Origin of the sequence: Neobacillus niacini, from assembly GCF_046591715.1 — a bacterium.
In the GTDB taxonomy this organism is placed as follows: Bacteria; Bacillota; Bacilli; order Bacillales; family Cytobacillaceae; genus Neobacillus; species Neobacillus niacini_L.
On sequence record NZ_JAWVNQ010000006.1, the window covers coordinates 122410 to 134877 of the forward strand.

The window sequence follows — 12468 nt, forward strand, 5'->3', positions numbered from 1 at the left end:
AAACTAACAATATTAGTTAAACAGGAGCTGATTGTTGTGAGAATGCTCAAAAAAGGATATTTATATCAGGTAACATTTATGGCAAGGTTTTTTCCGGTTAACTGTTATTTGGTGGAGGAAGAAGATGGATTGACGTTAATTGACGCAGCACTTCCATACAGTATGAAGGGAATATTGAAGGCTTCAAAAGATATTGGTAAGCCCATCACAAGAATTGTTTTGACTCATGCACATGAGGACCATGTGGGAGCACTTGATAAGATAAAAGAAGAACTGCCGGCTGTGCCGGTGTATATTTCGGTGAGGGATAACAAAATAATGAATGGAGATACATCACTTGAAGAACATGAGCACCAAACTCCGATTAAGGGCGGCGTGCCAAAAAAGTTGAAGACCAGAGCGAACATCCTATTGAAAGAAGGAGACCTAATCGGTTCATTAGCAGCAATAGAAACGTCTGGGCATACACCAGGTTCGATGTCTTTCATTGATACCCGCTCGAAGGCATTAATTGCAGGGGATGCATTCCAAACTAGAGGAGGAATTGCTGTGGCAGGTGATATCGTGCCATGGTTTCCCTTTCCTGGCTTTGGTACGTGGAGTAAAGAAACATCTCTACAGAGTGCAAAGAGGTTAGTAAATTATCAGCCCAGCCTGCTTGCAGTTGGACACGGTGAAATGCTGGAAGATCCGACTAGGGGAATGGAACAGGCAATTAATCGTCTGGAGCAGAAATTGAAATAAAGGGGTAAATCAAATGTCACCAAGACCAAAGGTAGGGCTTGAATTAACAGAGATTCTGAAAGCGGCCGCCGAGTTAGCAGATCAATATGGGATGCAGGAAGTTACTTTAGCAAACCTGGCAAAAAAATTAGGAATCCGTCCTCCTTCGCTATATAACCACTTTGATGGGTTAGGCGGGCTAAGAAAGGAAATGGCGATTTATGGGCATGAGCAATTATATGAGGTTTTAGCCCAATCTGCTATTGGAGTCTCAGGAGATGAGGCTGTGCTTTCTATTAGTCATGCATATGTTGACTTTACACGGAAACACCCTGGTATTTATGAGGCAACCCTGATGGCACCAGACATGGAAGATGATGATGTTCAACGTGCCGGTTATAGAATCGTTGACCTTACAGTCCGGGTTTTACAAGCCTATCGGTTGGAAGGGGATACCGCCATACATGCAGTGAGAGGATTTCGAAGCATCTTACATGGCTTTTCTTCATTAGAGCAGCGGGGCGGTTTTAAAATGGCGGTAAATTTAAATGAAAGCCTTGAAATTATCATAAAAGCGTTCATACATGGTATACAGGTGAAATAGGTTATACTGCGAAGGCTGGTATCGCGGTATTATTTATTACCTTAGTCACCCAAATGTTACCAATGTGTCAGAAGCCTTGAAACCAACACGTTTTTCGCAAAAATCTCCAGACTTGCCAAATGGCAAGTCTTCTTTTTTATATATGATGTTATAATGATAGTAATAATTGATCAAAGGAATGAACATTATGCGCAAAATTGAAAAGTTTGGGTTAGTAGTGGACGTTGAAACGACCGGATTAGGTCCGACTACAGATGAAGTAATAGAACTAGCGTTGAAATTATTTTCTTATCGTTCAGACACAGGGGAAGTACAAGAAATCATTGAAGAAGATTCCTTTTTAAGAGAGCCGCTTTCCAGCACTGCCAGAAGGAACTATGACCGTGCCTATCAAATTCACGGAATTCCCTATGAATTAGTGGCAGGGAAGAGCTTCCTGGATGGAAAAATTAAAACATATTTTCACCGTGCTGACTCTGTCTTCGCTCACAATGCTTCCTTTGATAGAAGCTTTCTTTATCATATGTACCCAGAAGTAAATGATTTAAAATGGTACTGTACCATGCGGGGAGTTAAATGGAAAAACTATGGTTTCCCCAATGGCAAACTACTGACACTCTTACAAGCGCATCAAATTACCAATCACCAAACACATAGAGCACTTGACGATATTACATACCTCATGGACCTGATGAGAAAAACAAGTCCAAATGGAAATCTCTATCTTCAAGAAGTCCTCGATAATGGACCTATGAGAAAATACCAGCCTGCATCGACACGAACTAAAATGGGATAATGGCTTCATTTGTCTAGGCAAAAAAAAATAAACGGAGATTTTCCGGTTAAATGTTAAATCGTGCCCGATTCGGGGGAAATAAGGGTAGGATTTCCGCTTATGCAAAGCAAAATGGTCTTTTTTCGACCTTACTCGAGCCAATAGGCGGAATCTCTCCGTCTATTTACGCCTTTTTTAATCATAATTTTTAATTAAGCGGAATTTTTCCGTCTATTAATCAGCTCAGCTGGGTGCCTAAAGTAAACCCGACCTCCAACCAACAAATAAAATTCCGCATAAAAGAAAAGACGTATATCACAATGAATACGTCTTTTCCTGTGTCAAACTACCTTTTCAAATATCTCTCTTCCACAATTTTTCGATGATGAATTTCGTGGCCGGCAATGATGTAGGCGATGGCTCTAGTGGTGATTTCCATACCATTGGCGTTCCCTATATTTGTCCATGCTTCGGCAGGGATGTTTTGAATAAGGGTGATGGCTGCGTTTCTTGTTGCTTTAAAGTCTTCAAGGATTGCTTCCATTGAAAGATTATGGATTTGGGCTGCTTCTACATAATCTGTTTCATTAAAGCCGGCTAATGCGGTTTGATCTCCGCGTCCAACACGAAGCAGTCGATAGGTCATGATTCTTTCCGTATCAATGATATGTCCGAGGACCTCTTTCACGCTCCATTTGCCCGAAGCATAACGATGGTTAGCCTCCTCTTCTGAAAGGCCGTGAAAAAAGTTCACTACTGCTAAGAGATTTTCTCTCAATAGCTGCACAATCTCACCATTTGGAACCAACTGAATATAAGGCTGATAATAATTAGGATATTCGCTTTCTAAGGGACGTTGAAGCATTGAATTTACACTCCTCTCAAAGAATAAATGTATCTGGAAATATCTTCATTGCTATATTAATCCTATCACAATATTAATATGGTTTGAACCAATAGACATAGCACCTTGATTATATAAAGTCTGTTAAATAAATTGAATTACAAAAAAAATTGATATGCGCTTTCAAATATTGTTGACGAATTTTGTCGACGGTGATATCCTATGTGTACAGTTAATTTGTTAGTTCATTAAACAAATTAATAGAGATGATTAAAGACTCTCGAGACGCCTAAATTATTTATTGATTAAATTTGTAAAGGGATTCATAAAATAGCTTCAATACTTCTTAGCAATTATTTAAAGGGTTTACATTTTTTTTGGGTACGATTTATTAGGAGGGTTCAAAATGGCACGAGCATTACAACAAAAAGTTGATGCGCCGCAAAATGGCGGTAGAGATGAAGTACGTCCCTTTGGGATGAAAGATAAATTGGGTTATTTATTTGGTGATTTTGGAAACGATTTCTTCTTTATCCTAGTTGCAGCATTTCTTATGGTTTATTACACGGATATTTATCATCTTAATCCGGCTGCTGTTGGTTTCTTATTCTTAATAGCGCGTTTATGGGATGCATTTGCTGACATAACTTGGGGCCGCTTCATCGATACAAGAAAAGCAGGGAAGAATGGAAAGTTCAGACCGTGGATCTTAAGAATGTCCTTCCCGCTTGTAATTACTGGTGTGTTAATGTTTGTTCATATTCCAGGAATGTCTGATGGATTTTATCTAGCATATGCTTACGTAACTTATATTATTTGGGGAACTTTATATTCGACAGTAAATATCCCTTATGGTTCTATGGCTTCCGTTATCACAGCTGATCCTGTTGAACGTACAGCATTATCCAGCTGGAGAACATTAGGGGCAAACTTAGCTGGATTAATCATAAATGTTGTTGGACCAATGATTTTGTTTGTTGACAATAAAGCAGATGCTAATCGATTCCTATTAGGTGCAATCATTTTTGGTGTTCTAGCACTCGCTTGTTATATTGCATGCTATAAATTATCTGTTGAACGTATCGTAATGGATGAAACAAATAAACCAAAAGCTAATTTTGGCAAAACTGTAAAAGGTCTTGGTAAAAACAAACCATTAATTTGGTTCCTTATTTCTTCTTTAGTGTTCATGATTTGTTTTATGTTAATTGGAACAGTAAACGTATATCTTTTTAAAGATTATTTTACAAGTGCACAATCTTTAAGTATGGTTGGACTTCTTCAATCATTAGCAGTATTTATTGCTATGCCAATGGTTAGACCATTAGTTTCTAAGTTTGGTAAAAAAGAAGTAGCTTCAGCAGGTTTATTACTTGCCGCTCTTGTGTATGGTGTGTTATATCTCCTTCCAAACTTAACAGCAACACAATTTATCGGAATCTTAACTGTTGCTATGTTTGGTTATGGTGTTTTCAACCTTGTTATTTGGGCATTCGTTACAGACGTAATCGATTATCATGAGTATTTAACTGGTCTGCGTGAAGATGGTACCGTTTACTCCATTTATTCAATGGCTCGTAAAATCGGACAAGCTGTTGCTGGCGGTGTCGGCGGTGCAGCGATTGCATCCGTTGGTTACGTTGCAGGAGCTGAAGCACAAACTGCTGAAACGTTGAAAGGAATTCATACTCTTGGTACTCTAGTACCAGCAATTGCACTGGTTGTTGTGTTCCTAATGATTGTGTTTCTTTACCCTTTAAACAAAAAACGTACAGAACAACTTGCAATTGACTTAGCTGCAAAAAGAAATGCTAAATAATTATAAGATAAGGCTGATATGACTTTTCATAACAGCCATATTTTTTGCTTTTGAACCCAAAAAATCCACTTTCAGATACAGAAAGTGGATTTTTCCTAGTTTATATGTTAGCGCTTGCAGGTTTATTAGATTGAAAATCATATTTAAAGTTTAACATCGGAACTTCTAAGAAATGTTTAATTGCTAGAGCACATGCTCCTAACAGAGCAGAGTTTCTTCCAATAGAAGAAATTTGAAGTGCACGGTAATGGCTGATAGAAGAATTTAAATTTCCGCTAATTTTTTCAAGAGAATCAGGGTACATACGCAAAAGCTCGCTATCAAGCACAAGTACATCGGGATTGTACATATTGATCATATTATTTAACCCAATAGAGAGGTAGTAAATAAATTCTTCCATCAATTGATGAACCTCTTCGTCACCTTCATTAAGCCATTTTTGGATATCGTCATACGTTACTGAATTCATGTGTCTAGTTTCTTTTAAATGTCGGAATATTGCCGTTTCGGACGCATATCTTTCCCAGCAGCCTTTATTCCCGCAAGTACATGGGATTCCATTTGGAACCACAATCATATGGCCAATCTCACCAGCAAATCCATCATGTCCTCGAAAGAACTCGTTATTCATCATCATGCCTAAACCAATGCCAGAATAAAGCGTTGCAGCTAATAAATTTTCTGTTTCATGATGCACATACACCCGCTCAGCAAAAGCGCTTAAATTTGCATTGTTTTCTATATAAACATTGATGTCGATTTCGCTCTCAATATCATTCTTAAGGGTAATATTATTCCAGCGTAAGCGTGGAATATAGTGGATGACTTCATCCTTCCCAACTAGACCGTGAATCGCAATGACAATTCCAATAATTCCGTATTGACTGTAAGCGTATTCAGTTTTATACATGTTTATATGTTGAATTAAAAGATTCAATATCTCTCGGTAATCTGTCGTATTTGTTTCGACCCTTTTGGTGTTGATAGGGGTGCCTGTAAGATCAGAAATGGTAAAAGAGACATGATCATAATCCAAGTCAATCCCAAGAGCATATCCAGCTTCACTGTTTAATGAAAGCATAATAGGCTTTCTTCCCACTGTAAAATGCTCAAGTTGTGTTTCTATAATAAGACCTTCTTCTATTAAATCGGCAACCTGCGCTGAGATGGTCGCACGAGTAAGAGCGGTTACCTTTGATAAATCTGCCCTTGAAATTAAACCTTCTTTGACAATCTCTCTAAGAATAATCGAGCGATTGATTTTTTTTATATAGGAAGCGTCGCCGGTAATCATTTGTTTCCTCCAATTCAAACAACTTTTTTACTATAACAATAGTATAACAGGTTATGTCATGTAGGTCTCTTTGTTTTTTTAAAATGTCAATTGACTTAACAAATTAAACATGTTAAGTTAGTAATGTAATTAATTTGTTTACTAAACAAATTAAAAATTCTATCATGAAATGATTTAATAAATTTGTAAGGGTTTACAGAAAATAGTAGTTATTGGAGGGTATCGGATGAAAAACTTTTTAGAAAATGACTTCTTGTTAGATACGGACACATCCATAAAATTATTTGAAAATGCCGCAAAAGGATTACCAATATTTGATTTCCACTGTCACCTTGACCCGCAGGAGGTTTGGGAAAATAAGTCTTATGACAGTATTACTCAATTATGGCTTGGGGGAGACCATTATAAGTGGCGAACCATGCGCATGAATGGTATTGGCGAAAAATATATTACAGGCGATGCATCCGATTGGGAAAAATTTGCTGCCTGGGCCCAAACAGTGCCAAATCTCATTGGAAACCCTCTTTATCACTGGACTCACATGGAGTTGAAAATGTTCTTTGGAATTGAGAAATTACTAAGTCCACAAACTGCACGTGAAATTTATGATGAATGTAATGAAAAGTTAAAAGCTTCCGATTATACAGCAAGAGCATTTATTGCAAAATCAAATGTAAAATTTATTGGAACTACAGATGATCCAACTTCAACATTGGAATACCATCGTTTATTAAAAAATGACGAAACGTTTGAGCCTATCATTGCACCGACCTTCCGTCCAGATGGAGCATTATTCATCGAGCGTCCTACATTTGTCAGCTGGATCGAAAAATTAGAAAAAGTGTCTGGTATTAAAGTAGACTCACTTGATGGTTTCTTGAATGCACTTCAAGAGCGAGTTGATTTCTTCCATGAAAATGGCGGTCGTGCGTCCGATCACGATATTCAAAAAATGGAATATGTAGAAACAACGAAGGAAGAAATTGAAGTTATATTTAAAAAAGGATTAAAAGGTGAACAGCTTTCTAATGAAGAATTAATTGCTTACCGCTGGTTCCTTTTAACTGAGCTTGGAAAAATGTACGCTGGTAAACAGTGGGTGATGCAGCTTCATATGGGTGCATTAAGAAATAACAATACAAAAATGAAAGAGCTTATTGGTCCAGATACAGGCTTTGATTCTGTTGGGGAATCAAATTTTGCTGAGGGTGTATCGCGATTCCTTGATACACTAGAGCAGCAAAATGCCTTACCAAGAACTGTATTGTTTAACCTAAATTCTAAGGATAATCCTGTTCTAAGTGGTATGATGGGTAACTTCTATGAAGAAGGCGTTCCAGGCAAAATTCAGTTTGGTTCTGGCTGGTGGTTCAACGATCATATCGATGGAATGGAAAGACAAATGAAGGATCTTGCGAACGTTGGTTTGTTAAGTCATTTTATTGGTATGCTGACAGATTCACGCAGCTTCCTTTCATATGCGCGGCATGAATATTTCCGTCGTATCCTCTGCAACATCCTAGGGGAATGGGTAGAAAGAGGGCTTGCTCCTAATGATATGGAGTACCTCGAGGGAATGGTTAGAAATATCGGCTATCATAACGCAGAGAAGTATTTTTTACAGCGCTAAGAAATTAAGTTAAGATTAAGGGGCGCCCTTTATAAGGCTCACCCCTTAGTACATAGTATCTGTGTTAAATATTCTTATTTGAGCAAGATAAAGTTGGAGCACAAAAATAGGAAAATATAGAAAGAGGGATAAAATAATGTCTAAACAACAAATTGGTGTCGTTGGTTTGGCTGTAATGGGTAAAAACCTAGCATTAAACATTGAAAGCCGCGGTAATTCTGTTGCTGTTTTTAACCGTTCTTATGACAAAACAGAAGAGTTTCTAAAGAATGAGGCAGAAGGAAAGAACTTTGTTGGTGCACGTACCGTTGAAGAGTTCGTTAATTCTTTAGAAAAGCCCCGCAAAATTTTATTAATGGTTAAAGCAGGTACGGCAACAGATGCAACAATTGATTCGTTAAAGCCATTCCTTGAAGAAGGAGATATCCTGATTGATGGAGGAAATACATTCTTCCAAGACACAATTAGACGAAATAAAGAACTAGAAACAGCAGGATTCCATTTCATCGGAACAGGAGTTTCTGGTGGAGAAGAAGGCGCGCTAAAAGGTCCTTCTATCATGCCTGGCGGTAAAAAAGAAGCATATGAACTGGTTCAGCCAATTTTAGAAGCAATTTCAGCTAAGGTTGAAGGCGACCCTTGCTGCACGTATATTGGACCAAATGGTGCAGGCCACTATGTGAAAATGGTTCATAACGGAATCGAATATGGTGATATGCAGTTAATTTGTGAAGCTTATTTTATTCTGAAAAATGTTCTTGGTTTAGATGCAAAAGAGCTTCACGAGGTCTTTGCAGAATGGAACAAAGGTGAATTAGACAGCTATCTAATCGAGATTACAGCTGATATCTTTACAAAAGTCGATGAAGAAACTGGTAAACCAATGGTTGACTTAATCCTCGATACTGCTGGTCAAAAGGGAACTGGTAAATGGACAAGTCAAAATGCTTTGGACTTAGGTGTTCCACTTCCAATTATCACTGAATCTGTATTTGCCCGCTTTATTTCAGCTATGAAGGATGAGCGAGTTAAAGCAAGCCAGGTTCTTGGCGGACCTGAAGTTAAACCGTTTGAAGGCAATAAAGAAGAATTAATTGAAGCTGTTCGTAAAGCATTGTATATGAGTAAAATTGTGTCTTATGCACAAGGTTTTGCACAGATGCGTGCTGCATCTGAAGAATACGATTGGAACCTTCGATATGGTGATATCGCGATGATTTTCCGCGGCGGATGTATCATTCGTGCACAATTCTTACAGAAAATTAAAGATGCTTATGACCGTGACCCAGAACTAAGAAACCTATTATTAGATCCTTACTTTAAAGAAATCGTTGAAAACTATCAGCAGCCGCTTCGTCAAGTTCTTGCTGTTGCCATTGAGCGTGGAATTCCAGTTCCATCGTTTGCAAGTGCTATTGCTTACTATGACAGCTATCGTACTGAAACACTGCCAGCAAATCTGCTGCAGGCACAACGTGATTATTTCGGAGCACATACGTATCAGCGTGTTGATAAAGAAGGCGTATTCCATACAAACTGGATGGAATAATAGTCCTTTATAATGGTACAACAAAAAAACACCTGCAAAAGGAGGCAATTATGGCTTAAATGCTGTAATTGTCTCCTTTTTGTTTGTCTGTAATTCATGAATAGAAAGCAATACGAGTCAAATAATAAATGTTATTGAGCATTTTTAGAGAATGTTTTTCACCTAAGTCTGCAATATAATATAAATATGTTCAGTTAACAAATTAAGTGTTAACGCTTACTTCTAAGGGTGTGAAAGATATGGGAAAGTTAACAGACTCTTCATTGAGAAAAAAAATAATGGATGAGTGGATCTACGGCTTTTACCGAATTCAAGGTGTTGACTTTTACAACTTTAATTTTCACTCACATCAAGAATATGAGATTTATTTTTTTCACTCAGGTGATTGTAAGTACCTTATTAACAATCGGATTTACGAGCTGCAGCCTGGTGACATCATCCTATTGGATGGTATGACTTTGCATAAAGCGAATCCAGGAACTGATAGTACGTATACAAGAAGTATGCTCCATTTTTCACCTATATGGCTGCAGGAATCAATAAATGGGCTTGGAATTCCCAATTTGTTAGATCCATTTAAAAAACTTAATAATTGCCTGCTTCGAACTGGTTACGATGAATTTGGCCAATTTGTGGATGGCAGGATAAAAGAAATTGCCAGCTCACTTACTCATATTGATGAAGAGGTGCAGAGGACTGGCACTAAAAATGAGCTCTTAGAAGCCGAAGTAAAACTTGAGTTGATTCAACTATTGCTGGGAATTTATAAAATGAGTCAAAAAGATTTGTCTCAAGTGACGAGCAAAAGGTCAGAAAAGGAACTACATGCCGAGACTATAGCTTCTTGGATTAATGATCATTTTGCTGAAAAAGTCAGTTTAGACAGAATTGCAGAAGAGTTAAGTTTGAGTAAGTATTATGCTTCACATATTTTTAAGGAAGTTACTGGCTTTACGGTAATGGAATATGTGATGGCCTGCCGTCTTAATCAGGTAAAATATTTGTTAGAAATGGAGCCCAATCAAACACTAACAGAGGTGGCTCGCTCAACAGGATTTGAAAGTGTTGCTCATTTTAGCCGTTTCTTTAAAGAAAAGGTCGGCAGCACTCCTTCACAGTATCGTAAAACGAAACTGAATCGTCATAATCCTGGGAATAGGGAGGAAAAGAAGAAATGAATCAAGACTTATTGATTTCAGGATTTTCAGATGAAATTTCATCTGATTTTAATACACAGCTTAAGGTTGTCTCAAATTTGGGGATGAAATATATATCACTGCGCGGCATTGATGGGAAAAATATTGGTGATTTTACCGTCGATGAAATCAAGGAAACTGTAAAGCCTAGATTGCAAAAAGCGGGTATTGCTGTTTCTTCCATTGGCTCTCCTATTGGAAAAGTATTCATCAATGATGAAGAGGGCTTTAGTAAGCAAAAGGCTATGTTGGACACGCTTTGCCAAATCAGCAACTTGCTCGATTGCAAATATATGCGTATCTTCAGCTTCTATATTCCTAAGGGTGAGGATGCAGATCAATATCGTGAAGAGGTTGTTCGTAAGCTAAAAGAACTTGCAGCTATTGCAGAAAAGTACAATGTGGTATTGCTGCATGAAAATGAGAAAGATATCTTTGGTGATATCGCAAGACGCTGTCATGAAATTTTAACAGAAGTGGGTTCTCCTTATTTTAAAGGGATTTTTGACTTCGCTAATTTCGTACAGTGCGGTGAGGATACTGGGGAGTGTTACGATCTCTTAAGAGATGAGATTGTTTATATACACATAAAGGATGCTGTAACATCTGACAGTCAAAACGTTGTCTGTGGAACGGGCGAGGGTAAAATTCCTGAACTATTAGCTCAGTTTATTAAGAGCGGGTACAAAGGCTTTTTAACACTTGAGCCACATCTTGTTCTCTTTGATTCTTTGAAGGATTTAGAGCTTGAGGATGCAAGTGAGGTCATTAAGGACAACAAAGGGCTGGATGGTGCCGGCGGCTACAAGCTTCAATATGAAGCACTATTAGAAATTCTTAACAAAATTGAAAGCGAGGGAATTTAATTATGGCAGACGTAAGATTAGGGATTATTGGATTAGGTGCAGAAGGCGGTATGTACGCTAATTTTATCGCAGAAGGCAAAGTGAAAAACATGGTGATTGGTGCAATCTGTGATACTGATCCTGCTAAAAAACAAGTAGCAGAGGAGAAGTATCCTGGGGTTCCTTTCTACGATAATTATATTGAAATGATGGAAAGCGGTGACGTTGATGCGGTTGTTACAACTGTTCCGCATTACCTGCATCCAGAAATGGGAATTGAAGCATTAAAACGAAACATTCATGCATTAGTGGAAAAGCCAGCTGGTGTTTATACAAAACAAGTTCAAGAGTTAAATGACTTTGCAGCTTCAAAGCCTGAAGTTAAGTTTGCGATCTTCTTTAACCAGCGTACAAATCCACTTTATAAAAAAGTAAAAGAAATTATTGATAATGGTGAGATCGGAAGCATTCGCAGTACTAACTGGATTATTACTACTTGGTGGAGACCACAGGGGTACTACAATCAAAGTGAATGGAGAGCAACGTGGGGCGGAGAAGGCGGCGGTGTCCTTGTAAACCAAGCGCCACACCAAATTGACTTGCTTCAATGGATTTGCGGCATGCCGAAAAAAGTTTATGCAAAAGTAAACTATGGTTACCAAAGAGATATTGTGGTTGAAGACGATGTAACGGCAGTATTTGATTATGGAAATGGTGCTACTGGTGTATTTGTAACGAAGACACACGATGTAATGGGAACAGACCGTCTAGAAATCCATGGTGATAAAGGGAAAATCGTTGTAGACGATAGTAAAAAAGTGACCATCAAGCGACTGAAACAATCTGAGAGAGAAATGAGCGATTCCATGGATATGTCAGATGTTATGAAGCTGTTTATGGGCGGCGGTGCAGGTGATATTTTCACTGAGGAAGTACTTGATTTTGGTAATGTTTGGGGCGAGCAGCATATTGCAGTATTAGACGACTTTGCTTCTGCGATTGTGGAAGGTACTCCATTATTAGCTCCTGGCAGCGACGGTATTAATGGTGTTAGACTTGCAAATGCTATGCACCTTTCAAGCTGGTTAGGCAAGGAAATCGAAGTACCTTTTGATGAAGATTTATTCCTAGAGGAATTAAATAAACGTATTGCTGAAGAAGGTAAATATCCGGTTAGAAAGTAATCAAC

The 12468-nt window shown here is 38.1% G+C and carries 11 protein-coding genes; 9 read left to right on the forward strand and 2 right to left on the reverse strand.

The annotated features are described in order from the left end of the window. The first annotated feature begins 36 nt into the window (after positions 1-36). From SFC47_RS16545 to SFC47_RS16555, 3 genes are all read left to right on the forward strand, one after another. Positions 37-744 (forward strand): MBL fold metallo-hydrolase, encoded by a 708-nt coding sequence (locus SFC47_RS16545; protein WP_411255407.1) that lies wholly within the window; start codon positions 37-39, stop codon positions 742-744. 13 nt (positions 745-757) lie between these two features. Further along, positions 758-1327 (forward strand): TetR/AcrR family transcriptional regulator, encoded by a 570-nt coding sequence (locus SFC47_RS16550; protein WP_411255408.1) that lies wholly within the window; start codon positions 758-760, stop codon positions 1325-1327. A gap of 187 nt (positions 1328-1514) precedes the next feature. Continuing rightward, positions 1515-2123 carry an exonuclease domain-containing protein gene (locus tag SFC47_RS16555; RefSeq protein ID WP_411255409.1) on the forward strand — a complete coding sequence of 203 codons (609 nt, stop codon included), beginning with the start codon at positions 1515-1517 and terminating at the stop codon, positions 2121-2123. 325 nt (positions 2124-2448) lie between these two features. Here the strand turns inward: SFC47_RS16555 and SFC47_RS16560 are convergent, their stop codons facing one another. Continuing rightward, positions 2449-2967 (reverse strand): DinB family protein, encoded by a 519-nt coding sequence (locus SFC47_RS16560; protein WP_411255410.1) that lies wholly within the window; start codon positions 2965-2967, stop codon positions 2449-2451. A gap of 385 nt (positions 2968-3352) precedes the next feature. Here SFC47_RS16560 and SFC47_RS16565 point away from each other — a divergent pair, with 385 nt between their 5' ends. After that, positions 3353-4765, forward strand: a complete 1413-nt coding sequence (locus SFC47_RS16565) for an MFS transporter (RefSeq protein WP_411255411.1) — start codon at positions 3353-3355, stop codon at positions 4763-4765. 100 nt (positions 4766-4865) lie between these two features. Here SFC47_RS16565 and SFC47_RS16570 read toward each other — a convergent pair whose 3' ends face one another. Then, the gene (locus SFC47_RS16570) at positions 4866-6059 is read right to left on the reverse strand and encodes an ROK family transcriptional regulator (RefSeq protein WP_411255412.1); all 1194 of its coding nucleotides are present in this window, start codon (positions 6057-6059) and stop codon (positions 4866-4868) included. A 226-nt stretch (positions 6060-6285) separates the two neighbouring features. Here SFC47_RS16570 and uxaC point away from each other — a divergent pair, with 226 nt between their 5' ends. From uxaC to SFC47_RS16595, 5 genes are all read left to right on the forward strand, one after another. Further along, a complete protein-coding gene (gene uxaC / locus SFC47_RS16575) occupies positions 6286-7689 on the forward strand; it encodes a glucuronate isomerase (RefSeq protein ID WP_411255413.1) in 1404 nt (467 codons plus the stop codon). 136 nt (positions 7690-7825) lie between these two features. Beyond that, entirely contained in the window at positions 7826-9238 is a 1413-nt protein-coding gene (gndA, locus tag SFC47_RS16580) for an NADP-dependent phosphogluconate dehydrogenase (protein WP_411255414.1), read from the forward strand. Positions 9239-9477: 239 nt separating this feature from the next. After that, positions 9478-10416 carry an AraC family transcriptional regulator gene (locus SFC47_RS16585; RefSeq protein WP_411255415.1) on the forward strand — a complete coding sequence of 313 codons (939 nt, stop codon included), beginning with the start codon at positions 9478-9480 and terminating at the stop codon, positions 10414-10416. Then, entirely contained in the window at positions 10413-11300 is an 888-nt protein-coding gene (locus SFC47_RS16590) for a sugar phosphate isomerase/epimerase family protein (RefSeq protein WP_411255416.1), read from the forward strand. The genes SFC47_RS16585 and SFC47_RS16590 overlap by 4 nt, the downstream gene beginning before the upstream one ends. A 2-nt stretch (positions 11301-11302) precedes the next feature. Then, complete coding sequence (locus SFC47_RS16595; protein WP_411255417.1) at positions 11303-12463, forward strand: Gfo/Idh/MocA family protein; 1161 nt, start codon at positions 11303-11305, stop codon at positions 12461-12463. The last annotated feature ends 5 nt before the right edge of the window (positions 12464-12468 follow it).

What these genes read in the sequence shown, in the direction of transcription:
- SFC47_RS16560 (WP_411255410.1), bottom strand. Translation starts at nt 2,967, where the DNA reads ATGCTTCAACGTCCCTTAGAAAGCGAATATCCTAATTATTATCAGCCT.
- SFC47_RS16595 (WP_411255417.1), top strand. Translation starts at nt 11,303, where the DNA reads ATGGCAGACGTAAGATTAGGGATTATTGGATTAGGTGCAGAAGGCGGT.
- gndA (WP_411255414.1), top strand. Translation starts at nt 7,826, where the DNA reads ATGTCTAAACAACAAATTGGTGTCGTTGGTTTGGCTGTAATGGGTAAA.
- SFC47_RS16590 (WP_411255416.1), top strand. Translation starts at nt 10,413, where the DNA reads ATGAATCAAGACTTATTGATTTCAGGATTTTCAGATGAAATTTCATCT.
- SFC47_RS16555 (WP_411255409.1), top strand. Translation starts at nt 1,515, where the DNA reads ATGCGCAAAATTGAAAAGTTTGGGTTAGTAGTGGACGTTGAAACGACC.
- uxaC (WP_411255413.1), top strand. Translation starts at nt 6,286, where the DNA reads ATGAAAAACTTTTTAGAAAATGACTTCTTGTTAGATACGGACACATCC.
- SFC47_RS16570 (WP_411255412.1), bottom strand. Translation starts at nt 6,059, where the DNA reads ATGATTACCGGCGACGCTTCCTATATAAAAAAAATCAATCGCTCGATT.
- SFC47_RS16565 (WP_411255411.1), top strand. Translation starts at nt 3,353, where the DNA reads ATGGCACGAGCATTACAACAAAAAGTTGATGCGCCGCAAAATGGCGGT.
- SFC47_RS16585 (WP_411255415.1), top strand. Translation starts at nt 9,478, where the DNA reads ATGGGAAAGTTAACAGACTCTTCATTGAGAAAAAAAATAATGGATGAG.
- SFC47_RS16550 (WP_411255408.1), top strand. Translation starts at nt 758, where the DNA reads ATGTCACCAAGACCAAAGGTAGGGCTTGAATTAACAGAGATTCTGAAA.